Origin of the sequence: Longimicrobium sp., from assembly GCF_036399935.1 — a bacterium.
Taxonomy (GTDB): Bacteria; Gemmatimonadota; Gemmatimonadetes; order Longimicrobiales; family Longimicrobiaceae; genus Longimicrobium.
In genome coordinates this window covers 137,394-161,224 of record NZ_DASWMD010000016.1, presented here as the reverse complement: position 1 = coordinate 161,224, position 23,831 = coordinate 137,394, and the positions used below count along the sequence as shown (strand labels likewise).

Genomic DNA, 23,831 nt, shown 5'->3' with positions numbered 1-23,831 from the left:
CGCACCCGGATGGTCCTGGCGCGGCCGCGCTAGTGCTCTCGCCGCCGCGCGCCGAAGAGAATGCGCAGCGCGGAGATGGCCCCGAAGAACAGTCCCGCGCCGCCGCCCACCATCACCCCGAACATCGCCGACCAGATGGGATCGCCGCCCTGCTGGAATCCGAGCACCCCGCCCGCGATGCCACCCAGCACGCCCCACCCGATCACGTGCCGGACCAGGGCGAAGAGCGCGCGCATCATCAGCACCGCGAAGTCGGCTCCCGCCGCCACGTACGGCCGCATGTCCTCGGCCATCTCGCGCGGATCGCGCCCGGCGTATGGCGGCGGGGGCGAGTCGAAGACGACGGGCCTGCGCGGGCGGCGCGGCGCCGCTTCGACGGGCGCACGCGGCGCCTCGCGCCGGGTGGGCGCCGGAGCGCGCGGCGGGACGGGGCGCGAGCGGCGGGCCTGCTCCTCCGCCACGCAGCGGGGGCACTCGGCGGAGGAGAGGAAGCCGATTTCCTTGCCGTGCACGCGGCACCAGAAGCGAAGCGGGGTGCCGCAGACCTCGCATTCCCCGCCTACCGCCTCGTCGTGCTCCACCCCGCAGTTGGGACACCGCTCGATGACGCGCTTCACCCGCCCTCCCCCGTGGACGCATCCACCGGCTCGGGATACACCTCGCGCACCAGCTCCGGCGGAATGAACAGGCGCCGCACCTCCGGCAGCTCGCCGCGCACCCAGCGCGCGACCACGGGCACCCGCTCGTACGGCCCGAACACCTCGCGCGGCAGGCGGTGCGAAAGGGTGTTGATGGTCAGCACGGGGTGCGCGGCCCAGGCCGGGAACACGGCAAAGCGCTCCTCGACGTGGTCGTGCCCGCGCAGCATGCGGCCGATGGGGCGACCGAGACGCGTCGCCAGTTCGCAGAACGCGGCGAAGTCCTCGCGCCCGAACTCGCTTCCGCGCGTGGTGCGGTTGGGAATGCGCTTCCGTGCGCGCGGGTGCGCCCGCAGCCACACGAAGTCGGTCAGCACCCGCGGATCGTTCCAGTTCCCGCTCTCCGCCAGCTCGGGGTGCAGGTCGGTGTGGGGAATGCCCGCGTGCGCCACCAGCAGCCCGTCGGGAAAGAACAGGGCCCGCGGCGCACGGCGGAAGAAGCGGATGATCAGCTTGCCCAGGCGCTCGGCCCAGGGGTGCCCGGCGGCGCACTGCTCGTTCAGCCAGCCGGTGAAGTCCGACGGAAGCACGGACGACTGGAAGCGCCCGTCGCCGTACGACAGCGCCTCGTCGTGGTTGCCCGCGAGCACCACCACGCGCATGGGCCCCTGCAGCATCAGCTCGAAGATGCGCAGCACCACCTCGGCCGCGTGCCCGCCGTCGTCGAAGAGGTCGCCCAGGAAGACGAGGCGGGCGTCCGCGCCGCCGCCGCTGCGGTCCACGTGCTGCAGCGCGGCCTCCAGCGCCAGCAGGTCGCCGTGCACGTCGCCCACGAACCATACCTCGCCCAGCGGCCAGTCGTCGCCGATGTGGATGGCCTGGTCGTCGGGGCCGGCGGCGTACTCCTCGAAGGCGGTGCCCAGCGGCCCGCCCCCGGCCAGCCGCTCCTCCATCGCCGCGATGATGCGCTCGGCCCGCTCGCCGGACGGCGGATTCGCCACCGCCGCACGCACCGCGTTCCAGTCCAGCGACCGCACCTCCAGCACGTTCACCGAAGCGGCCTCGGCCGAGGCGACGGGTGCCGCGGGGGGCGTCGAGGATTCAGGCTCGGGCGGCGGTGGATCGGCCGGGGTCGCGGCGGCCGACTCCCCGGATGGCGCCACGTCGGGCTGTCCGCCGATCCCTTCCGTTTCCTCGAACGGGGCCGTCACCGCGTCCGAGCCTTCGGCCGGGGCGTCGGCGGACGCGGGTTCCTCGTGCCCGACCCGGGGATGTTCCTCGTTGTCCATCAAAGCTCGTTCTCCACGCGCAGTCGCAGGCGGGTGGGGCCGATGGTGATCACCGCGCCCTCGGGGAGCGGGGCGGGTGCATCGCCCAGCGCCGCGCCGTTCAGAAAAGTCGGGTTCTTGGCCCCGGGCGCGGGGGCGATGCTCCAGCCCCCGTGCACCAGGTCGCGGGCCAGGAGGAACTGGGGCTCCGCCGCGTACACGTGGTCGTCACCGGCAAACGTCTGCAGCAGGTGCTTGCCGATGGCCGTGTCTACCCCCACGCTCAGCCGCTTCGTCGTCGCCTCCGACACCAGCGCCAGCGTGCCGGCGCGGGTGTGCCCGCAGGCCTCGCACCGGCGGGTGGCATCGTCCTCGTGCACGAAGCCGCACTGCGGGCACTTCCACGCCATCTCAGGCCGTGCGGACGGTGAGCGGCAGCTTGGAGATGCCCTTTTCCGCGCGGCCCACGGAAACGACGTCGCCGTCGTGGAGCGGAGCCGGCGCGGTGATGCGCTCGCCGTTGAGCAGAGTCTCGTTCGTCGTGGCCGCGCCGGGAACGATCTGCCAGGCGCCGTCGGCTCCGCGCTCGATGACGCACTGCTCCGTGTCCCACACGTTGAAGTCGTCGCCGAACTGGCGGACCGCGTGCTTGCCCAGCGGCGTGCGTACGCCCAGCGTCAGCGCCTGCCCCGACTCGCCGACGAGCTGAATGCGGTCCGCCGAAAGCGCGCCGCCGGGTGCCGCCGCCGCCCCGGCCGCCGGATCGGTGGAGGGAGCCGCCGCGGGGGCATCGAGCGGGGCCTCGCCGCTGGCGGTCACGTCGGCGGCGGTCGTGTCCGTCACCGACGCCCCGACCTCGGGCGCGGCAACGTCCGCCGGTTCGACCGGCTCGGCGGTGGCGGGATCGACCGGCGTGGTAGCCTCCGCGGAGGCGTCCGCCGTGCCGGTCGAGGAGGCGGCATCGCCCTCCGTCGCGCCCGTCGACCATCCGTCCCCCGCCCCGGCATCCCCGGAGGGAGCCGCGGGCGATTCCAGCGTAACGTCCGAATCCGTGGCCGAAGCGGCGTCCGTCGTGGCAGCGGCATCAGCGGGCGCAGACGATCCGCCCGAAGCCGCGTCCGTGGGCGTCGTCGCGTCGGTGACGGCACCCGCTTCGGCCGGGGTGCCGGACGGGTCGGGCGCGGGGTCGATCCGCGCTCCGGCGCCGTCGCCCTGGTCGCTCGGCGTCGCGACGGGCGCGGCTCCCGGCGTTTCCGGCGCGGGCGTGATCGATCCGGGGATGGGCGGCTCCGCTCCCGGCGCTTCCGGTGCAGGCGTGGTCGATCCGGGAGTGACGGGTTCCCCGCCCGCCCCCGAGCCCGGCGTTCCAGGAGCCGTCGCTTCCCCCTCAGGCTGCTTCTGCTCTTCGGTCACGGTTGCTCTCCCACGTACGGTCTCTGCTGGTCGGCGCGATGGCGATCATCGCGCCCTCCTTCTTTGTCGATCAGGCCGCGCGCACGGTCAGCGGCAGCTTCGCGATTCCCTTCGCCTCGCGGCCCACCGCGATCACGTCTCCCTCGCGCAGCGGCTGGGGCGCGGTGATGGCGGCGCCGTTCAGCAGCGTTTCGTTCGTCGTCCCCGCCCTGGGGACGATCTGCCACGCGCCGTCGTTCCCGCGCTCCAGTGCGCACTGCTCCGCGTCCCACACCGCGAAGTCGTCCCCGAACTGGCGGACCGCGTGTTTGCCCAGCGGCGTGCGCACCCCGATGGTCATCACCTGCCCCGACTCACCCGCCAGCTGGATGCGAGCCGACGTCAGCGGCGCGCCACCGGCCGCGGCGGGCCGCGCGGCTGGAGCCGGAGCCGGAGCCGGAGCGGGCGGAGCCGGCGCACGCGGAGTGGCTGGCGGCGGTGGGACGATCGGTGGCGGAGTGGGCGCAGCTGCCGCCGGTGCCGGTGCGACCGGCGTCGGTGTCGGCGCAGCCGGAGCCGGCGTCGGAGCCGGAGCAGGAGTCGCCTTCGGAGCGGCAACCGGCGCTGCGGCGGCACCTGACGCGGCAGCACCGGACGCGGCGCTGGCCGTCTTCCCACCGCTGCGTCCCGTGAGCACGTCGCGCACTTCGGCGGCGGTGGGGCGATCCGCCGGGCGCGGCGACAGGCAGCGCCAGAGGATTTCGGAGACGGCCTCGTTGGTCGCCGGGGCCGGCATGGTGCCGCCCAGCACCGGGCGCTCGGCCGCGTGCGCCAGCGCCATCCGCGCGTACTCCGACTGGTCCTCGGCCCAGTACGGGTGCCGTCCCGCGAGCAGCTGGTACAGGATCAGCCCGCAGGTGAACACGTCCGAGGCGGCCCCCGGCTTGGCGCCCGCCGTAAAGTGCTCGGGCGAGCGGTAGTTGTCGGTGCCCACGTACCCCTGGTGCCCGTGCCAGGGCGCCGTCTGGTCGGTGAGCACCGAGAAATCAAGGTCGATCAGCTTCAGCTGGAAGCCCGCCGCGATGGACGGGTCCTCGATCAGGAACGCGTTGTCGGGCTTCAGGTCGGCGTGGGCCACGTTGGCCGCGTGAAGGGTGTTGATGCCCGACATCAGCACCTTGGCCCAGATCACGTGCTGCTCCCACAGCCGCGCGTCCGTGAAGGGAACGGCGAACGTGTGCCCGCCGTTCGCCTCGGCCTCGCGCTCGAAGATGCCGCCCAGGTCGGCGCCGTTCTCCACCAGCTCGAACACCTGGAAGTACGTGCGCCCGCCCCACACCGCCTCGAACGAGTCGATGGCCCGCACGCAGAAGTTGCGCGCGGGGCTCACCTCGATCCGCCGGTTGAGCTCCTTCTGGTAGCGCACGTAGTCGCGGTACCAGGCCACGGTGACGGAGGGCGACTTGTACTGCTTGAAGAACACCCGCTGCCCCGACGACTTGCGCGCCGCGTACGAGATGGCCATGGCCCCGGGCCCAAACACCTTGTCGATCTGGTACCCGTTGATGGCGTCGCCCACCTTGAGCTTCTTGGCCATCCCCGGTCAGAGCGCCACGGTCTCGGCCGACTTCGACACGCTGGCCGCCAGCTGCCGAAGGGTGTTCTTGAAGTTGGCCTGGTCCGACGTGAACTTGGCCAGCGCGTCCTGCGGGTTCAGCCCCGGGTACGAGATGGCCTCCCACTCGGACTTGTCGATCTGGCTGAGCTCGTCGTAGCCGGGCATGTCGGGCGCGAACAGGCTGAGGATCACGCGGTTGTTGATCACCGCGTTCATCACGTCCTGGATGCCGCCGCCCTTGGCCTCGGGGATGGACATGGTGGGCTTGAACGAGGCGTCGGTGAACACCACCACCACGCGGGCCGCGTCGCTGCGGTAGCGCCACTTGGTCGCGTCCAGGCTCTGCGCGCCCTTCTCGGTCTGCGGCATGGTGGACACCTTGTACAGCGCGTCGAGCAGCGACTCGGGCTCGTCGCCGCCGCCCCCGGCCACCAGGCCGGCCAGCTGCCCCCGCAGCGCCTCGACGTCGCTCACGAACGGGTTGTCGACGAACGGCTGCGGGTCTTCGTCGAAGTCGCTGTAGCCCACGGCCTTGGCGCGCCAGTCGCGGACGGGCGAGATGTTGTTGCCTTCGCCGCCGCTCAGCGATGCCACGAAGGTGCCGATGTTCGCCTTGAGGGCGTCGATGGCGGGCGCCATGCTCCCGGAGATGTCGATCAGGAACACGATGTCGGCGACCCCGCGGGTCTTGGTCTGCTGCTGGTCCATTTCGATCTGCCCCGCCGTTCAGAAGTCCATGACGTGTGCGGCCTTGGCCCGCCGGAGCGGGACCGGGCCCGCGCCGATCGGAGCCGCGGCCATTGCAGGTTTCAGTCCGCTACGCGTCCGTGCGGGGCCTGTGGGCGGAAAAACCCCGGGCCCCGCGAGCGGTGTGCTCGGGGGCCCGGGGCGGCGGGACCGGAGGGATGGATATCGCGTTACAGCGCCCGCCAGTCCACCTCCAGGATGCGGCGGTAGACGCCGCTTTCCACCATCGTCTCCACCAGGGCGGTGTCCAGCAGGCCGTCGCGCGCCTCCATGTGCAGGATGTCGATGGCTTTCTCGGCGCTCACGGCGCGCTTGTAGGGACGGTCGCTGGCCGTGAGCGCGTCGAAGATGTCGGCGACGCTCATCATCCGCGTCTGCGGGGGAATGCCGTCCGCCGACACGCCGCGCGGATAGCCCCTGCCGTTCAGCTTTTCGTGGTGCCCGTAGGCGATCGCGGCCACGTTGCCCAGGTCGCCCGTCCACGGGATCTGCACCAGGAACCGGTACGTCTGCTCCACGTGGCTCTCGATCTCCTTGCGCTCCTCCTCCGTGAGCGAGCCCTTGGGAATGCGCAGGTACGCCAGCTCCTCTTCCGTCAGGTACGGCAGCGGCACGCCCTCCGGCCCGGCGAAGGTGAGCGCCGACAACCCGTCCAGCTCCGCCGCGGCCTTCTCCGGCAGGATCGTCGGCTCGTTGGCGGAAAGGACGAGCGTGCGCACGCGCTCCAGCTCCGCCATCCGCGCCTCCATCGCCGCGTCGGCCAGCCGCTCGCCCCGCTCGGCGGCCACGGCGCGGGCGCGGTAGTGCTCCATCTCCAGCGTGCGCCGGATGAAGGCGAAGCGGCCCTGCACGCGTTCCATCAGCAGCGGCGGCAGCTTCTTGGGCTTCACCAGCACCTCCTCGCGCACCGCCACCTTGCCGAAGTCGTGGAGGAGGGAGGCGTAGCGCAGCTCGCGCATCTGCTCGCTGGTGAAGCGCATTCCCGCGTACGGCCCGCGCCCGCCCCGCTCCAGCGCCACGGCCAGGTCGCACGTCAGCGTGGCCACGCGCACGCTGTGGCCGGAGGTGGCGGGGTCGCGCTGGTCCACCGCGACGACGGCGGCCTTCACGAAGCTCTCGAACAGGTTCTCCACCTGCCGGTAGAGGCGGGAGTTTTCGATGGACACGGCCGCCTGCCCCGCCAGCGCCTGCAACACCTCCATTTCCCGCGGCCGGTAGGGCGTCACCCACTGCGCCGCGGCCTCCGGGCCGTCGATGCGCGCGGCGGGATCGCGCTTGTGGTTGATGAGCTGCAGCACGCCCACCACGCCGCCGCGGTGGTCCACCATCGGGACGACGAGCATGGAGCAGGTGCGATAGCCGAACCGCTCGTCGAAGCTGCGGTTCAGGCGATACGGGGCGTCATCCGGCAGGTCGTAGGAGTCCGCGATGCGCAGCGTCTCGCCCGTGGTGGCGGCGTACCCCGCCACGCTGGTGGTGTCCAGCGGCAGGGTGAAGGCGCGGAACGGTGCGTCGATGGAATCGTTCTGCGCCAGCGTGAAGCACAGGCGGCGCTCGCCGTCTTCCTCTTCCACCAGGTACAGGCTCCCCGCGTCGCTGGCGGTGAGCTGGCGGGCCTTGGAGAGGATGGTGTTCAGCAGGCGGTCCGGATCGCGCTCCGTCATCAGCGCCATGCCCACGCCGACCAACTCGCGCAGCTGGCTGCGCGCACCGGCCAGCTCGCGCTCCAGCCGCGCCTGCGACAGCCGCGCGGCGGAAAGGCGCAGGGCGCCGCGGATGGCCCGCGCCGCCGGCTCGTCCCCCCCGGGGAGCGTCAGCAGCACGCGCTCGCTCCAGCGCGCGACGGCATCCGTCTCCTCGTCCGCGGGAACGACGATCACGGCGTCCGGAAGCGCCCGCAGCGCCGCATCCAGGTCGTCCACCCCCGCGGCGAGCGCCTGGTCCAGCACCAGCACCGTCGGCGCATCGGGCTCCTCGACGTTCATAATCGAGCCGATGGCCCGCGTCTCCAGCGCGGCGGCGAGGGCGGCCGGCGGGGTCCACGCCGCGGAGTGGAGGAGCAGGGGGTGCGGCGTCATGGCGACGCGCGGCGGCAGCGGCCCGGCCGCGGCGGACTCCGGAAGCAGGGTGCTCATGCGTCCCCCCGGCACAGGTGGACGGCCACGCCCTCGCACCCCGGGTCCACGCGCAGCGCCGACCCCCGCTCCGCCAGGCCGCGCCGCACGTCGTCTACGATGTCGTCCAGCTCGTCGTCACTCCGCTCGGGCGCGTAATGGAAGAGCAGGAGCCGCCGCGCGCCGGCGTCCTCCGCCAGCCGCACCGCATCGCCCACGCTGCCGTGCCCCCAGCCGCGGTAGCGCGCGTACTCGTCGTCGCGCCACATGGCGTCGTGCACCAGCAGGTCCACCCCCGCGGCCCACTCCACCATCCGCCGGTACTGCGCGTCGCCGGCCTCGCGCAGCTCGTTGTCGGGAACGTACGCCATCGAGGCGCCGCCGGTCCGCAGACGGTAGCCGCAGGTGAACCCGGGATGCCAGACCCGCAGCGCATCCACCTCCACCGCTCCATCCGTCCACGGGGCGGTGTCCACGTCCACGAACTCCACCCCGGCGGCCAGCGCGTCCAGCGGCACGGGGAAGTACGCGGGCGCCATGATCCCGGCGAGCACGCTGGCGACGCCCGCACCGTCCTGCGGGGGACCGTGGACGCGGATGCGGCTGTCGGCGTGGTAGAGCTGGCCGCAGAAGGGAAAGCCCTGCACGTGGTCCCAGTGGAAGTGCGTCAGGAACAGCTCCGCCTCCACCGGCTCCTCCGGCTGCAGCGCACGGCTGAGCGCGCGGATTCCCGTTCCCGCGTCGAAGATGTAGCGGCGGCCTTCCGCCTGCACTTCCAGGCAGGGGGTGTTGCCGCCGTAGCGCACGGTGTCCGGCCCCGGCGCGGGAATGGAGCCGCGGGTGCCCCAGCAGGTGGCGGTCAGGCCGGGCGGAGGGCTCATGGGGAGCGGGGAAGTGGGCGTGGAGGGCGAGATGGGGTGGACCGCATCCGCCGCGCAAGGTAGGCGCGCGCTGGGCCGGGTGCAACGATGGAGGCTTCGCGAGAGAGCGGAACGGGGACGAGACCGTTCGACGCTCGGAAGAAAAGCCTTGGCTCCGGGCGGGGTGCCGACTATCCTATCGCTGCAACGCGCCGTCGAAGCAGCACGGCCCGCCGCTCGTTCCTCCCTTCGCTGGACCTTCCTCTCGCTCCGTCGCCATTCATGCGTGTCTTCGTTCGCGCCCTTGCCGCGCTGGTGCTCGCGACCGGCTGGGCGGGCCTGGCCCCCGCGGCCGGCTCGGCACAGGTGCAGGTGTCCATCCGCCGCCTCGCGCCGGTGGAGGCCATCTTCGTCTCCGACCTTCTCCCCGGCAGCCCCGGGGTGCGGCCGGACCTGTTCGGCATCACCCTCATCAGCCAGGACGCGTCGCGCCCCGTGGTGATGGAGGTGGTGGTGGCGCGGGAATCCCCGTCGCCGCTGGAGCTGTTCCGCGGAACGACGGACCCGTTCGTTCCCGGCGCTCCCGTGCGGCACCTGACGACGCGCGACCTGGCGACGGACGGCGGCGAGTTCGCCCTCACCGACTTTTCGGTCAACGAGAACCTGCTGGACGAGGCCGGGCTGCAAAGCGGCCGGCTGCCGGCGGGGACGTACCTGTTCACGGTCACCGTGCGCTCCACGCAGGGCGCCGTCCTGGACAGCGACGAGCTGCGGATCACGCTGGGCTACTCGGCGCGGGTGGACCTGCTCTCCCCCGGCATTCCGGCGGACGCGGGCCCGCCGCCGATGGTGCCCGGACCCACGCCGCGCTTCCTGTGGAGCGCGGACGGCGACGCCCCCGGGGCCCGGTACCGGCTGCGCGTGGCACGGGTGGACGGCGAGGGATCGGCGGTCGAGGCCATCCAGGGCGGCTTCCCCGTGTGGGAAACGTCCACTTCGGCCACCTCGGCGCTGTATCCCGCCTCGGTGCAGGCCGTACGGCTGGAGCCGGGGGGCACCTACGCCTGGCAGGTGACGCGGGAGGTGGCCACGTCGGGGGGCGACGAGCCCATCGAGAGCCCCATCTACTGGTTCCGCGTCGGCGGCGGGGGAGCCGCGGCGGACGCCGGCGATCCCTCGTTCGCCATCCTGCTGCGGGCCCTCGGGTTTTCTCCCCAGCTGGACGGCTTCGTTCCGGTGAGCGCGCGGCTGCAGGACGGCCGCACGATTCCGCTGCCGGAGTTGCAGGCGCTGCTGGCCGCCATCGCCGCGGGGGACGTCCCCCTCCTTTCCGTCCGCGTCCAGTGAGGGCCGCCATGCGCAGATCCATTTTGGCCGCCGCGGCGGCGATCCTCGCCGTCGGCGCGGTGCCCGGGCGTGCCCTGGCCCAGCAGGCGGAGGTGGCGCTGGTGTACCGGCTGCTGCAGGAAGGGCAGATGGTGATCAATCCCGCGGCGGGCGGGGAGCGCCGGGCGCAGCTGGGCGACCGCCTGCGCAACCGCGACGTGGTCGCCACGTCCGCGAACACCCGCGCGGCGCTGCGGTTCACGGACGACGGCTCCATCCTGCGGATCAACCCGGGCTCGCAGGTGCGCCTGACCACGGGGGACGAGCGCGGCGCGGTGGTGCGCACCCTCCAGCTGGAGTTCGGCGAGGTGTGGGCGCGCGTCAACCGCCGCAACGGCTCCGAGTTCCGCATCCAGACCCCGGCCGGCGTGGCCGCGGTGAAGGGGACGGAGTTCCTGGTGCGCATCGACTCCGCGGGGGGGACGGTCGTCATCACGCTGGAAGGCGTGGTGGAGTTCTTCAACGAGGCGGGGCGGACGGACGTGGGCGCGGGGCAGATGGCGTCGGCGGGATCGCAGTCGGATGCGCCGGAGGCCAGGCGGGCGACGCGCGAGGAGCTGCGCCGCGCGGAGGAGGTGGGGGGCGAGGATGCCGCGGATGGCGGGAGGGCGACGTGGGTGGAGGTGCAGCTCCAGCACGCCGACGGGCGCGTGCGCACGCTGATGATGCAGGTGCCCGCCGAGGCGCTCCGCGGGCGCGTACAGGGGACGCCATGAGAATGCGACTTCTGCTCGCCGCCGCCCTGGCCGCGGCGGCGCTCCCTGGACGGGCCGCCGCGCAGGAGCGGCCGGCGCCCGGCGCGTTGATCCTTTCGCCCGAGCCGGGGGAGCGCGTCCCGGCGGACCAGGTGCTGGTGGCCGTGTCGCTGCCGCGGACGGCGGACTCGCTGGCCGTCACCGTGCGGTTGGGATCGCGGGACGTGAGCGCCGAGGTGGAGCGCTCGGGCGGCGTGGTCACCTGGCGTCCGCGGGAGCCGCTGGCCCCCGGGCCGCATCGCGTGGTCGTCGCCGCGCGCGGCGGGGGCGCGCCGGTGGAGTGGACCTTCACCGTGGCTCCGGGACCGCGGCTGGCGGGGCCCACCGGCGTGCAGCGCCCCCGGCCCTCGCCCGCCCGGCCGCACGGCAGCGTGGTGATGGAGGGGGGCGGCAACTCCGTCAGCGGCCCAGGCGGCGCCTTTCGCCGGGAGGACGACTTCGCCCCGCGGATGTGGGTGAACGCGGGCGGGCAGCTGCGGCCGGGGTGGCGCTACAGCGTGCGCGGACACCTGAGCGGGTACGAGACCGCCACCCGCCAGCCGGTGAACCGCCTCCGCGCGGACCTGCACATCCCCGGGTTGTCGCTGGCCGTGGGCGACGTGAACCCCGTGCTTCACGACGTGATCCTGTCCGGGCGCCGGGTGCGCGGGGGGCAGCTGGACCTGCGCGCCGGCTTCGCGGGGCTGAGCGTCGTCGCGGGGCAGACCGTGCGGGCCATCCCGGGCGCGCTGGACCCGTTGAACCCGGCGCGCATCGAGCGGCGCGGCACCTACGAGCAGGACCTGCTGGCCGTGCGCCCGTCGCTGCGGCTGGGCGGTTTTCGAATGGGGTTGACGGTGATGCACGCCCGCGACGACGTGGGCTCCATCCCCGCCCTGCGAACCGCTTCCGCCGCCGCGGACTCGGGCACCTTTTCCGCCATCCCCGCCCCGCGGGACAACCTGGTGGCGGGGCTGGACGTGTCGCTGCGCCTGGCGCGCGACCGCATCGTCCTGCAGTACGAGAACGCGGCCTCGCTGCTGGCCCGCGACATCAGCTTCCGGCCGCGGACGCAGCGGGAGCTGGATTCCATCTTCGTGGCCGCGGGTGCGGATCCGCCGGGGCTGGACCCCGCCAGCTGGGACCGCTTCTTCATCCTGAACGCGTCGCTGCTGCCGCTGGACCCGCGCGAGCTCACCAGCACGGCGCACCAGGCCCGGGCCAGCGTGCGCGCGGGCGGGCACCTGTTCTCGGCGGAGTGGCGGTCGGTGGGGATGGACTACCAGACGATGGGCCACCCCGGCCTGCAGCGCGACTGGCAGGGGCTGCGGGTGCGCGACTCGTTCTCCCTTCTGGACGCGCTCTTCGTGACGGCCGGCTACGAGCAGGACCGCGACAACCTGGACGGCTCCGCCCCGGCTACCCGGCGCGGCCAGGGCGGGTTCGCCTCGGTCACCTGGCAGGCACCGCGCGACCTGCTGCTCACGGGCTCGCTGCGCCTGGCCACCCGCGCCAACGGCCTGGCGGCGGGCACCCCCGGCGCGCTGGACGAATCCACCCTGGCCGCGTCGGGCGGGGTGCTGGTGCCCGTGGGGCTGCTGGCGGCGTTCCGTACGCGGGTGAGCCTCAACGGAACGTGGGTGGAGCGGAGCGATCCCGCCAATCCGCTCTCCGCCACGCGCGACCTGTACGTGCTGGCCGGCGTGCAGGGAGAAACGGAGTCGCGCGGCACCAGCTTTTCGCTGATGGCCGGGCAGAACCGCGCCGAGTTCCCCGGCCTGCCCGACGGCAGCACTACGTTCGACCGGCTGACGGCGTACGGGCGGCGGCAATTGACGGAGCGCTGGGCGGCGCGGTTCGACGGCGGGCTCACCGCCGCGCGCAGCCCCGAATCCGCCGGGGTGGCCGGCCCGCGCTACACCCGCGCGGAGGCGCTGGGCGGCGGCGAGTTCGCGTGGCGCCCGGATGCGCTGCTCTCCTTTACGGCGGGCGTGGTGGACTACACCGACCGGCGAATCCCCGGCCTGGACACCCGCGAGCTGGTGATGCGCATTCGCCTGAGCCGCGCGTTCTGACCGGCTCCGCAACGGAAGGCCTCGTTTTTCCTCGGGTCAGGGAATGAAGCTGAATCACCCCCAGCGCCGCACGTTGCTGCTCGCGGCCGTCGCGCTGCTGGCGCCGTTGCTGGCGCTGGCCGTCGCCGAGGCGCGGGTGGGGCGCGCGCTGGAGCGGCGCGTGTACGACGGCTGGTTCACCATGCGCGGCACCCTCCCCCGCCCCGCGGACGTGGTGATCGTGGCCATCGACACCGATTCCGAGGCGTCGCTGGGCCGGTATCCCTGGGGGCGCGAGTGGCACGCGCGCCTTCTCCGCAACCTGCACCGGGCCGGCGCCCGCGTGGTGGCCTTCGACCTCACGTTCGCCGACGCCTTTCCGCGGGCCGACACGGCTTTCCGCGCCGCGATCGACGAGACCGGCATCGCGGTGCTCGGCGCCAAGACGGATGTCGTCCTGCGCCGCGGCGCGCGCGGGTTCCGGCTGGAGGAGCCCGCCGGGGTGCTGCGCGGCGCCCCGATGGGGATCGTCGACGTGCAGCCCGACGCGGTAGATGGCGTCGTGCGCGAGTACCCGCTGCTCCACACCTACCCCGATCGCGCCGTTCCCCAGTTGGGGGCGCAGGCGGTGCTCCGGTTCCTGCGCCTACCCGCCGACTCGCTGCGCCAGGCGGCGGACGGGTGGCGCCTGGGCGGCCGCGCCGTGCCCGCGGGCCCGGGCGGGGCGATGCTGGTGGACTGGGCGGGCCCCGCCGGCTCCGTCTCCACCTACTCGTACGCGACGGTGGTGGACGACGCGGTCACCGACCTGGGCGAGTGGGACCTGGACTCGTTCGAGGACCTGGCGCGGGACGGCGTATTCCGTGGCCGCATCGTCCTTGTCGGCACCACCGTGCCCGAGCACCAGGACCTTCATCCCACCTCCGTGCGCGACGCGGACGGGGCGGCCGGGGCCGTGGGGATGCCCGGCGTGGAGATCCACGCACAGGCCGCCGCCGCGCTGCTGGCGGGGCGCCACGTGAAACCCGTGCCGCGGCCCGCGCAGTACGCCTGGGCGGTGCTCCTGGCGGCGGCGGCGGTCCTGGCGCTGTCGCGGCTGCGCGGCTGGCGCGGCGTGGCGGCGGCGGGCGCGCTGGCGGTGCTTGCGCCCACGGCGGCGGGGCTGCTGTTCACGGGGGGCGCCTGGCTGTGGACGGTGGCGCCCCTGCTGGCGGTGGGGCTGGCGTCCGGCGGCTCCGCGGCGGTGCTGTGGGCCGACGAGGCGCGGGAGCGCGCGCGTATCCGGGGCATGTTCCAGCAGTACGTGCCCCCCGCCGTGGTGCGCGAGCTCATCCGCCGCCCGGAGCTGCTGGCGCTGGGCGGCGAGGAGCGCGTTGCCACGGTGCTGTTCAGCGACGTGCGCGGCTTCAGCGCCATCGCGGAGCGGCTGGCCCCGGCCGAGCTGGTGGCGCTGCTGAACGAGTACCTGACTGCCATGACCGACGTGGTGGTGCGGCACGGCGGCATCGTCGACAAGTACATCGGTGACTGCCTGATGGCGGAGTTCGGCGTGCCGGTGCCGCTGGATGGCCACCCCGTGCACGCCTGCCGCGCCGCCCTGCGCATGCGCGACGAGCTGCGGCGCCTGCGCGCGGACTGGCGCGGCCGCGGGCTCCCCGCCCTGCACGCCCGCACCGGCATCAACACCGGGGCGGTGCTGGTGGGCAACCTGGGCAGCCACCGCATGATGGACTACACCTGCATGGGCGACCACGTGAACCTGGCGTCGCGCCTGGAGGGGCTGAACAAGGACTACGGCACCGAGATCGTCGTCTCGGAGTTCACCTGGGCCCAGGTGCAGGCGCACTTCGTGGGGCGGGAGATCGACTGCGTGCGGGTGGTGGGGCGTGAGGGGCTGGTGGGGGTCCACGAACTGGTCGCCACGCGGGAAGACGGAGTGGATGCGGACACGGCGGCGCTGCTGGACGGATTCGCGCACGCCCGGACGCTCTACTGCGAGCGCCGCTTCGGCGAGGCGCTGGATGCGTTCCAGGCGCTCGTGGACCGCTTTCCGGAAGATGGGCCCGCGGCGGTGTACCTGGAGCGCTGCCATGGCCACGCCGCCGCGCCTCCCCCCGCCGAGTGGGACGGCGCCCACCAGCTGGTGTCCAAGTAGCGCCGCTACGGCGCGGACGTCCGCATGCTGTCGGCCGCGGGCGCTCGCGCGGGGATCCAGCGGGGGTGCCAGTCGTCCGCCGGCGCGTGCGTCAGCCGCGTGGCGCGCGAGCCGTCCGCGCGCGCCAGGTAGATCTCGTGGTCGCCGTCGCGGCTGGAGGCAAACGCCAGGTACCGCCCGTCCGCCGACCACTGCGGCTCGCTTTCGCCCCCCTCGGTTCCGCCTGGAACCTCGAGCGTGGCGCCCGACGCCACCTCGGTGATCCTCACGCGTGATCCCCGGCCGCGCTGCCGCACGATGTAGGCGATCCTCCGCCCGTCGGGCGACCAGGCGGGCTGCTGCTCGGCGATGTCGGAGAGGGTGTCTGGCCGGGTGAGCCGCCGCTGCGCCTGGCCATCGGACTGCATGACGAAGATGCGCTCGTCGCCGTCGCGGGTGCTGGCGAAGGCCAGGTAGGCGCCATCCGGCGACCACTGGGGAAAGAAGTCGTCGTGCCGGGGAACGGTGGTCAGCCGCGTTTCCTCGGAGCCGTCCAGGCGCATCCGGTAGATCTCCGCGTTCTGGTCGCGGCTGCTGCCGAACGCCACCCACGCGCCATCCGGCGAAATCACGGGCTCGAAGTTGCCCTCGCGGTTGTCGGTCAGCCGCTGCTCCCCCGTTCCATCCAGGCGAATGCGGTACAGGTCGCGAAAGCTGGCCTGCGCCGACTCGAAGACGATCCACTCCCCGTCCGCGCTCCACGCGGCGCTGCGCGAGTACGGGTGCCGCCCGCCCACGGGCCGCGCCGTTCCGCGGGGCACGGGATGAAAGACGAGCTGCTCGAACCGGTTTCCCCCCGCCTCCTCTACCTCGATGCCCAGCACCCCCGACCCGTCGGGGGCGATGCTCGTGATGTAGCTGTCCAGCAGGGTGCGGGTAAGCCGCCGCTCGCCTTCGCCGGACGCGCGCACCACGTACACCTCCTTGTTGCCGTCCCGCTCGGCCACGTACGCGATCGTCCCGGGGATCCGACGCCGCTCCGCGAGCGAGAGCGTGTCCGCCGCCGCGCGAACTCCATCGGGGCGCCGCGGCTCGCCCCCGCAGGCCGCCAAGGTCCAGGCCGCCAGGCACAGTGCGGTGCGCGGGGCACGGAAGCGCGAACGGTGGTTCATCATCACGAGTGTCTGGTGCGCAAACGAGAATCGAGCCTCACGGATGAGGCGCAGGGACCCGGAGACCGGTTCTCCATGTCCCTGCGCCTGAACCCTGCCGTCCGTGCCGGCCGTCCCCCCGCGGGACGACCCGCGTGGCGGTTACGCGCAGTAGTTCTGCACCCGGACGACGTAATCTACGCCATAGGTCCAGAAAGCCGAGCCGGGATCGCTCTTGCCGCTCTGCAGCTCGCCATGGCCCTTCAGGTGGTAGCGGTCGCGCGGGATGGCGTACGCCCTGGTGATGTCGCAGCTGAGCCGCGCCGAGAAGTTGAGCTGCGTGTCGCTCCAGGTGGTCTGCGACGCGTACCCGGCGTGCTCGATGCCCACGGTGAAGTCGTTGGACTGCACGCCGTTGAGGTAGGTGTGCGTGCTGCCGTTGCGCGTGGCGTCGTAGTACGCGCCGATGTGCCAGGCGCGGTTGGACTCGCGCACCAGCTGCGAAATCTGGATGGAGCCGTCGGCCATGTCCACCGGGCGGCTGACCACGTAGTGCGCGCTCAGCCCGCGGTCCAGCAGCGTCTGCAGGCACCCGTTCCAGTAGTCGCCCTCGCAGGTGTGCAGGATGATCATCTGCTGCTTGTACGGATGCGACGTGTTGGTGGGCACGGCGGGGCGGGCGTTGTAGTTGGGGTTGGCCCGCCACAGGGCGCCCGAAACGCAGAAGTCCGGCGCGCACTCCACCGCCGCCGCCGCCTGCACGTCCACCTTCACCATCTCCTGCGGGATGGTGGCCGTCACCGCCCCGCGCTCGTCGCGCGCCACCGCGCCGTTGCGAAGAACGCCGTACACGCCGTTCTGCACGTACATGGCGCGGATCTCGGCGCTGGCGATGCCGCTGTAGCGGGCCACCGCCGGCGCCCAGGCGCTCACGTCGTCACGATCGATGCTCAGCTCGCCGGCCTGCGCCCCCAGGAGCGCGGCGGCCGCCCGCACGTTGGCGCGCACGTCGCTCTGCGCGGCCACCACGGACACGCCCGCCAGCGACGCGCCGCGCGCGAGCTGCGCCCCGCGAAGCGCCATCACGCCGTACGCGCGTCCCTGGCCCGGGAACTCCTCTTCGCTGCGGATCATCTGCAGCTCGGTGGCGTGGTAGCCGATGGCCTTGAGCAGCGACGCGGGGACGTTGAACTCGGCCCCTGCCTCGGCGAACACCTTGTCCAGGCGCGCCTGCGAGGGCACCGCGATCTCCGGATCCGCCGCATCCCGTCCGGAGGCGGGGTTGTCGGCGCAGGCGGCAAGAAGCAGCGCCGCGCCGGCCAAGAGGGCCGACGTGTAAATTGTCCGCATCAGGGATTCTCCGGGTGTTGGGTGTGTACGGCTGGAACCCGTCCGTACGGCAAGGAGCGATCCGCGTCCCGATCAGGTCCTGACTGGCGTAGGGCCCATCCGCGCAAGCCGTTGCGGCTGATCCGGATGCACCGGATTCCCCATCATTGGCAAGCGAACGTGGTGAACCAATCGGAGCGATTCGGGCCGCACCGTTCTGGTGCGTCCCCGCACGCGGCGGGGCGGGTTTGGCGGGTAGCGAAGAATCGGGGAGCGGGCGTCGAACGGTAAGCCGCGGAACAGTTCCAGAAGCCGAGCGGCACGGAGCAATCTTTCTCGGCGCCGTCCGCTCGTCGCGATGGCCGTATCAGCCAGCCTCTGCGGCCGGCAAGGCGATGCACTCGGCAAGCAGTGCGTTCCAATCCGTCGGAGGGCGGTGCCGCTCCAGCATGGAGCGGAAAACGAAGTACGGGTCCGAACGGCTTCCCTCTTTGCGCAACGAGTCCTTGTCGTTGAGCCACACGTAGATGATCGTCTTGTGCGCGCTGCTGTATCGAAAAAACAAGCGGAAGCGGCCCCGGAACTTTGCTCGCCGCCAGTGGCGGTACTTGGCCCCGAGCTTCGATCCATGCTGATACCGGTCTGCCCCGGGATCGGCCGGCACCTGCGAGAGGATGAGGTCTCTCACGTCTCGGAGGAAGATGGTCTTTGGATGCTGACGGTATGTGTCAGGGCTCTTCCGCGCCAGTTCCTCGACTTCCTGCCGAAGCGTGGTCCACGTACTCCGGAATTCGCTCCACACATAGATGCGCCAGCCGTTGCGTTCAACCGGCTCCATGGCCCGGTCGTTCTGCCCCGCCGAGGAGGCATTCCGTTCGCTGGTCACGGGAGGCGGAATGCCTCCCAGTCCACCTCGTCCCCGCTGGGCACATCCCGCAAGAGATCATCGAGCCCTGCCACGTCTGCCTGCGTCAGGGGCGTGATCAGGTCCGGCCGTGCCTGCATCTGCTGCTCCAGAAAGCCGAGGAATGCCCCGAAGACCGGGTCGTCCTCGTCGGCCCCGGGCTCCGCCGCCACCTGAGTCGTGAGCAGAAAGGTGTCGGCGGAAAGCGGGTGCACGTCGCATCGACCCCGGAACACGTCCGGATACTCCCGGCTGAAATCCTTCGGGAACGCCAGAGCGTCTTGGTTCCCCGTGGTGGTTGGGCGTACGGTGTAGGGCATCAGGATATCCTCCCTATGAGGTGTACGTGAAAATATACGTACACACCAATTTCCAGGCAAGACGATTCGGGTCTGCGCGCGATGGTCTCGATGCGTACATCCCGGGTGGCGGCGAGAAGGTACGCCGCGCACGAGCGCAGCGGGCCACTCCTGATCCGGAGCCGCAAAGACTGATATTGAGTTCTCGCTCCAAGAGCCCGTGGCCGTGGCGCCGCTTCCGGTTGTTAGTCTATCAGGTGCGCTCGTAGAACGGCGGCGGCTCGATGCCCAGGGCGCGCAGGTAGACGTAGCCCTGCCCACGGTGGTGCACCTCGTTGTCGATCACGTACAGGAGAAGGTCGTGCACCTTGCCCGGGTACATCCCGAAGGCCGTGGTGGTCTCCTGGAACCGCTCCAGCGGGATCTGCGCCCAGAGCGCGTTCATCTCCTCCGTCGCCTCGTCCCACCCCCGCAGAATCTCGGCCTTTGGGATGGCATCCCGGCCCCAGGACGTCGTCCACTCCTCGGTCACCACGCCGCGCACCATGGGCGCCGCCATGGTGAGCATCTCCAGCGCCATCGTGCCGAAGGACCGCATCCCGCCAAGCGTGAAGGTGAAGAGCTGGTCCTCGGGAAAGGCGTCGATCACCCGGCGCGTCAGGCGGCGGTGCCCCTGCCAGTGCTCCAGCAGCGCTTCGGGCGAGATGACGGCGGCGGTTTCGGGAGCGGTGGACATGTAGTGGCCTCTGGCAGTGGAGTGGATGAGGGACAGCTTCTATCTTCGGCGTTTGTGCGGTCCGCGCACACAGTCTACTTCAGCGGCGTGACGCTCGCAAGCACGTGCGCTTGGACCGGCTCGTGCGCACCCGCGACGCACCCAGAGTTTCGTCGGAAGCAACCTGCTCAGAACAGGCGGCGCGGCGAGCAGAGTGAGGCTGAACTGCGGCGTGCAACCGTGGAGGCCGACATAAGAACGCCGCCGCTCTTCCGAGCGACGGCGTTCGCTTCTGGCATCCGGTATGTCAGGGGAACAGGGGAATGTCGATGGCCAACATCAACGTCGTGCGTACCGCCCCGATGCGTTCGCCGTCTTCGCGCTCGCGCCCCTGTGGGAAGTACGCGATCCCGAGCGCCGCCGCCAGCGGAGAGTCTTTCAGCCCGTGCGTCCAGAAGATTCCCGGGCCGATCACGGATCCGGGGCTGAACTCGGGAAGACTCTCCACCTCCCCGTTCCCCCCCAAGCGTGTGGATGCGACGGCCCCCAGGTCGATGAACTGCAGGAACACCCCATTCGAGGACCGGACAGAGGTAGACCTTCCAAATTCGACACCAACGGGAACGGAGAGCCCCAGCGCGAGCCCGGCACCGTCGCTCTCCGCGCCTTCCACCCCCACGTTTCCGCCGACGTACGCGTTCAGGCGGGCGTACCGGCGGGTCCGGCTCTCGCGTTTGCTCAGATAGCCGCCCTGCACTCCCACCAGGCTTTCCAGGGCGCCGCTGAACTCGTCGACGGTGCGTGCCTGGGACGCGTCGTTCACGAATCCCAGGAGGCGCGTGTAGTCGCTGGAAAGCCGGGCCGATCGGTTGTCGGCGCCGACCTGCACCAGCCGCACCAGGCTGGTGAGCGCGGCACGCGAGTTCCCGCGGGTGAGGGAGAGGACCATGTCGCGCGCCGGTTCCAGGAGCGAGTCCCCCAGCACCGCCGACCCGTGCGTTCCGCTGCCGAGATTCACGGCGAACAGGCTGGTGGCGGCGGAAACCACCTCCGCGACCACCGCGGCCCGCGCGTCGGCGGCGGCCGAATCGTCCGCCGTGTTCCGCAGCGCGGTCCACCCCTCCTCCACCTCCTTCGCCACGTACTGGGCGGTGCGCACCGCGTGCAGCGCCGAGTTGATCCGCGGGACGTTTGCGCCTGACGCCCACCCGCTCCACACACTTCCCGAGAACTCGGGGCCGCCACGAACGACCAGCGCCCTCAGCACGTACAGGGCTACCGAGTCTCCGAGCGCCGCTCCTGAGACCTGCGCGCCGAGGTCCGCCCTGGCGCTACGGGCCAGGTCGGCCACGGTTCCCACCTTCTGAATGGTTTCGGGGATGGACAGGTCGTGGGCGCCGAACCTGAAACGGGCGGTCTGCCACGTTGCCAGCGTGGCCAGCGGCTCCGCGCCCTCCGCGACGGAGCGCAGGTAGCGGACGAGCACCAGCGCCGCGGTGATCCTGGAACCAGAGGTGCCCCCCACGCTTGCGGCCAGGGAACCCAGCGTTTCCTCCGCGATGCTGTACGGCATCTGGCGGAGGTCCGTCCGCAGCGCCTCCTGAAGCGTCGTCGGTCCTGGGATGTAGCGGGAGGTATCGCCGCTTACCGGCAGGAGCGCGCAGGTGGCGGGAAGCATCGTCTTCCAGGTGGTCCCCGCCCCCGCACAGATGCGATCTACGCCGACACGCATGATGTACGTCTGCAGCTCTTCCTTCGCCCGCTCGATCAGGAAGTCGGATGCGCCGGCCATCAGCTCGGCCGGTGAGAGCCCCGAAATCCCGTCGCCGGGGGCCGGACTGGGCGCCAGCGTCGACAGCGTGCCCCCGATGGCGACCTTCCGGTACGGCTGGCCCACCGCGTCGCTGCCGGAAGGGTTCCTGACCAGCACCGCCTTCACGCGAATGCTGTCGCTCGGAATGCCCGCGCCCCGGAAGAACGCGGCCACGTGGTGGGCCCGCCGCTCGGCGAGGGCCCGGTTGTTCGGGTCGGGCGTGTCCTGGGCATAGTCCGCAAAGCCCAGCACCTCGATCGGCTGCGAGTCCGCGGCAAAGGCCGCCGCCGCCGCGGCCGCATGGCGCCGCATGTGCTGCTGCAACTCCGTCCCCAACGTGTCGGCGCCTTCGGCGAACGAGAACTCGTGGTTTCCGGCGATGGCGCGGCTGACGTTCTTCGCTGTCTCGACGAGACTCTGTTCGGCTTGGGTGCGCGCGGCATCGATCGCGCCGACCGGGGGCGCGCTCGCGACGGCTGCTGCCCATTCGTTGAGTTCCGTTCGCGTGAAGTCGCGCCCGATCACCGGCAGGCGAAGCTCGCACAACGTCTTTACCGAAGCCGGAAGGGGCTCGGCACGGCAAGCGAGGAAGATGTCCCACGGGGTCGGGGGCGCGGGCGCGGCTGGAAGGGGGCCCCGCGCGGTCTCGGCCAGGACCGGTGTCGTCGGGCCGGGGCTCGCTCCCGGCCCCTGCGCGGCGGCGTATCGCCACGAGCCGCAATGGAACGCGACGACTGCCAATGCCAGCACCATTTTCACTCGCATGTTCAGCCTTTCGGTTGGAAGGGGACCAGGACGGCCGGAGTTGGCCCACGGTGGATTGGAAGGACACGCGGCCGGAAGTTCGCGCCCGCGCGCCGGCACCGGACGCCTGGGCTTCGCCGGGACCAGGTGCGAACCGCCAAAAAAGGCCCCGCCGCGCACGAGCGCGGCGGGGCCTGTCCTGACCGGCAGATGCGAAGGCTCAGGGCTCGATGCCGCCGCCCCCGCCACAGTAGTAGCTCGCCGAGCCCGTGGCCGTGGCGCCGTTGCTGTCGGTGACGGTGGCGGACACAAGCACCCGGCTGGTGGTTCCGCAGAGCGGATAGGCGTAGCTGTACCCGTCGGCGTCGTACTGCTCCGACGCCTTGGTCCAGACGAAGCTGTACCCCGCCCCGCTGCCGCCCGACGCCGTGGCGTCACAGTACCCGCTGGCATCGTCGCAGTACACCGCGACGGAGAGGGTGGAAGGCGTGCCGCCGCCGCCGCCGGTCGAGGCCGCCGGGATGAAGCCCGAGTACACGATGCGGTTGGGCGAGTTGTTGCCCTTGTTGCTCACCACGTCCCACGTGCCGTTCTGGTCGATGGCGTACTGAACGTCCACCGGGAGCGCGCCCGGGTTGTACTCCAGGTACATGGCCGCGATGCCCGCCACGTGCGGGGCCGCCATGGAGGTGCCGGTCATGCTGGTGGTGCCCGTGTCGCTGCCGTACCAGGCCGAGGTGATGCCGGTACCCGGCGCGAACAGGTCCAGGCACAGGCCGTAGTTCGAGGTGGAGTTACGGGTGTCGCTGGAGTTGGTGTTGCCGACGATCAGCGCGTCCGTCACGCGGGCCGGCGAGTAGTTGCACGCGTTCGCGTTGTTGTTGCCCGCGGCGATCACGTAGGTCACGCCGGAGTTGATGGAGTTCTGCACGGCGTTGTCGAGCGCGTAGTTGGCCGCGCCGCCCAGGCTCATGTTGGCCACGGACAGCCCGACGCGGTTGTACGTCACCCAGTCCACGCCCGCGATCACGCCGCTGGTGCTGCCGTTGCCGTAGCAGTCCAGCACGCGCACGGAAACCAGGGTGGCGCCCTTGGCCACGCCGTACGTGGCGCCGCCGACGGTGCCGGCCACGTGCGTTCCGTGCCCGTTGCAGTCGCTGCCGTTGCCGCCGAACACGTCGTAGCCGGCCACGGCGCGCCCCCCGAACTCGGTGTGCGAGTAGCGGATGCCGGTGTCGAGGACGTACACCTTCACCCCGGCGCCCGTGCGGTTGTAGGTGTACGAGTAGTCCAGCGGGCGGTAGCGCTGGTCGATGCGGTCCAGCCCCCACGTGGGATATGACTGGGTGCCGCTGGCCGTGACCACCTGGTCCGGCGCGATGTAGTCTACCTGCGGGTTGTTGCGCAGCGCCGCCAGCTGGGCCGCGTTCAGCTTGGCCGCAAAGCCGTTGAGCGCGGCGCGGTACACGTGCAGCGGCCTGGCGCCCACGGCGGCCGCGGCGGCATTCGCGGAAGCGCCGGCCTTGAACACCACGATGTACTGGTCCTGGATGTTGCCGGCCTGCACGTTGGCCGAAGCCAGCGGCGCGGCTTCCGGCGAGAGCGGTGCGCGTGCATCGCCGGAACAGGCGGCGACGGCAAGGGCGATTCCTGCGGACAGGACTACGGGACGAACGAACATGCAATCTCCTGGAGATGGGGACGGATGGCCGGAGCGCTACAGCTCGAGGCCTGTTCGGGATGTGCCCCACCGGAGAGGCAAGCTGAGTACCGCAATCCGTTTTTCTCTAACCTATTGGCAGATATCCAGTTATAATAAGTTTACGCGGTAGATGGCGAACCAGAATTGTGCATCAGCACGTTCGGATGCACTAAAACAAGTCGGATAAGGAGATTTACCCATCCCGCGAGGCTTGCCCGGACCGGATGGT

The 23,831-nt window shown here is 71.7% G+C and carries 19 protein-coding genes; 4 read left to right on the top strand and 15 right to left on the bottom strand.

Annotated features, from left to right (window positions below):
• Positions 1-29: 29 nt before the first annotated feature.
• From VGB24_RS05305 to VGB24_RS05270, 8 genes are all read right to left on the bottom strand, one after another.
• The gene (locus VGB24_RS05305) at positions 30-617 is read right to left on the bottom strand and encodes a hypothetical protein (RefSeq protein WP_331071922.1); all 588 of its coding nucleotides are present in this window, start codon (positions 615-617) and stop codon (positions 30-32) included.
• A complete protein-coding gene (locus VGB24_RS05300; RefSeq protein WP_331071921.1) occupies positions 614-1,927 on the bottom strand; it encodes a metallophosphoesterase family protein in 1,314 nt (437 codons plus the stop codon). Before VGB24_RS05300 ends, VGB24_RS05305 begins: the two co-directional genes overlap by 4 nt.
• Positions 1,927-2,316, bottom strand: a complete 390-nt coding sequence (locus VGB24_RS05295; protein ID WP_331071920.1) for a hypothetical protein — start codon at positions 2,314-2,316, stop codon at positions 1,927-1,929. Before VGB24_RS05295 ends, VGB24_RS05300 begins: the two co-directional genes overlap by 1 nt.
• A 1-nt stretch (position 2,317) precedes the next feature.
• Complete coding sequence (locus VGB24_RS05290; protein WP_331071919.1) at positions 2,318-3,319, bottom strand: FHA domain-containing protein; 1,002 nt, start codon at positions 3,317-3,319, stop codon at positions 2,318-2,320.
• Between the two features lie 70 nt (positions 3,320-3,389).
• Positions 3,390-4,895, bottom strand: coding sequence for a protein kinase domain-containing protein (locus VGB24_RS05285; RefSeq protein WP_331071918.1), 1,506 nt, complete (start codon positions 4,893-4,895; stop codon positions 3,390-3,392).
• A gap of 6 nt (positions 4,896-4,901) precedes the next feature.
• Positions 4,902-5,624: a vWA domain-containing protein gene (locus VGB24_RS05280; RefSeq protein WP_331071917.1), complete on the bottom strand. Its 723-nt coding sequence runs from the start codon at positions 5,622-5,624 to the stop codon at positions 4,902-4,904.
• Between the two features lie 209 nt (positions 5,625-5,833).
• Complete coding sequence (locus tag VGB24_RS05275; protein WP_331071916.1) at positions 5,834-7,798, bottom strand: HD domain-containing phosphohydrolase; 1,965 nt, start codon at positions 7,796-7,798, stop codon at positions 5,834-5,836.
• A complete protein-coding gene (locus VGB24_RS05270) occupies positions 7,795-8,658 on the bottom strand; it encodes an MBL fold metallo-hydrolase (protein ID WP_331071915.1) in 864 nt (287 codons plus the stop codon). Before VGB24_RS05270 ends, VGB24_RS05275 begins: the two co-directional genes overlap by 4 nt.
• 261 nt (positions 8,659-8,919) lie before the next feature.
• Here VGB24_RS05270 and VGB24_RS05265 point away from each other — a divergent pair, with 261 nt between their 5' ends.
• From VGB24_RS05265 to VGB24_RS05250, 4 genes are read left to right on the top strand one after another with little or no spacing between them, the layout of a single operon-like run.
• On the top strand, positions 8,920-9,984 hold the full coding sequence (locus VGB24_RS05265) for a hypothetical protein (RefSeq protein WP_331071914.1): 1,065 nt from the start codon (positions 8,920-8,922) through the stop codon (positions 9,982-9,984).
• Between the two features lie 8 nt (positions 9,985-9,992).
• The gene (locus tag VGB24_RS05260) at positions 9,993-10,739 is read left to right on the top strand and encodes a FecR family protein (RefSeq protein ID WP_331071913.1); all 747 of its coding nucleotides are present in this window, start codon (positions 9,993-9,995) and stop codon (positions 10,737-10,739) included.
• Positions 10,736-12,832: a hypothetical protein gene (locus VGB24_RS05255; protein WP_331071912.1), complete on the top strand. Its 2,097-nt coding sequence runs from the start codon at positions 10,736-10,738 to the stop codon at positions 12,830-12,832. Before VGB24_RS05260 ends, VGB24_RS05255 begins: the two co-directional genes overlap by 4 nt.
• Before the next feature lie 43 nt (positions 12,833-12,875).
• A complete protein-coding gene (locus tag VGB24_RS05250) occupies positions 12,876-14,966 on the top strand; it encodes an adenylate/guanylate cyclase domain-containing protein (protein WP_331071911.1) in 2,091 nt (696 codons plus the stop codon).
• A gap of 5 nt (positions 14,967-14,971) precedes the next feature.
• On the opposite strand, the gene VGB24_RS05245 is transcribed toward VGB24_RS05250, so the two are convergent.
• From VGB24_RS05245 to VGB24_RS05215, 7 genes are all read right to left on the bottom strand, one after another.
• Positions 14,972-16,120, bottom strand: a complete 1,149-nt coding sequence (locus tag VGB24_RS05245) for a hypothetical protein (protein ID WP_331071910.1) — start codon at positions 16,118-16,120, stop codon at positions 14,972-14,974.
• Positions 16,121-16,258: 138 nt separating this feature from the next.
• Positions 16,259-17,446, bottom strand: coding sequence for a peptidoglycan recognition family protein (locus VGB24_RS05240; RefSeq protein WP_331071909.1), 1,188 nt, complete (start codon positions 17,444-17,446; stop codon positions 16,259-16,261).
• A 346-nt stretch (positions 17,447-17,792) separates the two neighbouring features.
• Positions 17,793-18,311, bottom strand: coding sequence for a type II toxin-antitoxin system YhaV family toxin (locus VGB24_RS05235; RefSeq protein ID WP_331071908.1), 519 nt, complete (start codon positions 18,309-18,311; stop codon positions 17,793-17,795).
• Complete coding sequence (locus VGB24_RS05230) at positions 18,308-18,649, bottom strand: hypothetical protein (RefSeq protein WP_331071907.1); 342 nt, start codon at positions 18,647-18,649, stop codon at positions 18,308-18,310. The genes VGB24_RS05235 and VGB24_RS05230 overlap by 4 nt, the downstream gene beginning before the upstream one ends.
• A gap of 232 nt (positions 18,650-18,881) precedes the next feature.
• Positions 18,882-19,364, bottom strand: coding sequence for a DinB family protein (locus VGB24_RS05225; RefSeq protein ID WP_331071906.1), 483 nt, complete (start codon positions 19,362-19,364; stop codon positions 18,882-18,884).
• 286 nt (positions 19,365-19,650) lie between these two features.
• Positions 19,651-21,702, bottom strand: a complete 2,052-nt coding sequence (locus VGB24_RS05220; RefSeq protein WP_331071905.1) for a hypothetical protein — start codon at positions 21,700-21,702, stop codon at positions 19,651-19,653.
• A 418-nt stretch (positions 21,703-22,120) separates the two neighbouring features.
• Positions 22,121-23,581, bottom strand: a complete 1,461-nt coding sequence (locus VGB24_RS05215) for a S8 family peptidase (protein ID WP_331071904.1) — start codon at positions 23,579-23,581, stop codon at positions 22,121-22,123.
• Between the last annotated feature and the right edge of the window lie 250 nt (positions 23,582-23,831).

What these genes read in the sequence shown, in the direction of transcription:
- VGB24_RS05230 (WP_331071907.1), bottom strand. Translation starts at nt 18,649, where the DNA reads ATGCCCTACACCGTACGCCCAACCACCACGGGGAACCAAGACGCTCTG.
- VGB24_RS05265 (WP_331071914.1), top strand. Translation starts at nt 8,920, where the DNA reads ATGCGTGTCTTCGTTCGCGCCCTTGCCGCGCTGGTGCTCGCGACCGGC.
- VGB24_RS05225 (WP_331071906.1), bottom strand. Translation starts at nt 19,364, where the DNA reads ATGTCCACCGCTCCCGAAACCGCCGCCGTCATCTCGCCCGAAGCGCTG.
- VGB24_RS05270 (WP_331071915.1), bottom strand. Translation starts at nt 8,658, where the DNA reads ATGAGCCCTCCGCCCGGCCTGACCGCCACCTGCTGGGGCACCCGCGGC.
- VGB24_RS05245 (WP_331071910.1), bottom strand. Translation starts at nt 16,120, where the DNA reads ATGATGAACCACCGTTCGCGCTTCCGTGCCCCGCGCACCGCACTGTGC.
- VGB24_RS05280 (WP_331071917.1), bottom strand. Translation starts at nt 5,624, where the DNA reads ATGGACCAGCAGCAGACCAAGACCCGCGGGGTCGCCGACATCGTGTTC.
- VGB24_RS05260 (WP_331071913.1), top strand. Translation starts at nt 9,993, where the DNA reads ATGCGCAGATCCATTTTGGCCGCCGCGGCGGCGATCCTCGCCGTCGGC.
- VGB24_RS05250 (WP_331071911.1), top strand. Translation starts at nt 12,876, where the DNA reads ATGAAGCTGAATCACCCCCAGCGCCGCACGTTGCTGCTCGCGGCCGTC.
- VGB24_RS05275 (WP_331071916.1), bottom strand. Translation starts at nt 7,798, where the DNA reads ATGAGCACCCTGCTTCCGGAGTCCGCCGCGGCCGGGCCGCTGCCGCCG.
- VGB24_RS05295 (WP_331071920.1), bottom strand. Translation starts at nt 2,316, where the DNA reads ATGGCGTGGAAGTGCCCGCAGTGCGGCTTCGTGCACGAGGACGATGCC.
- VGB24_RS05215 (WP_331071904.1), bottom strand. Translation starts at nt 23,581, where the DNA reads ATGTTCGTTCGTCCCGTAGTCCTGTCCGCAGGAATCGCCCTTGCCGTC.
- VGB24_RS05300 (WP_331071921.1), bottom strand. Translation starts at nt 1,927, where the DNA reads ATGGACAACGAGGAACATCCCCGGGTCGGGCACGAGGAACCCGCGTCC.
- VGB24_RS05255 (WP_331071912.1), top strand. Translation starts at nt 10,736, where the DNA reads ATGAGAATGCGACTTCTGCTCGCCGCCGCCCTGGCCGCGGCGGCGCTC.
- VGB24_RS05240 (WP_331071909.1), bottom strand. Translation starts at nt 17,446, where the DNA reads ATGCGGACAATTTACACGTCGGCCCTCTTGGCCGGCGCGGCGCTGCTT.
- VGB24_RS05285 (WP_331071918.1), bottom strand. Translation starts at nt 4,895, where the DNA reads ATGGCCAAGAAGCTCAAGGTGGGCGACGCCATCAACGGGTACCAGATC.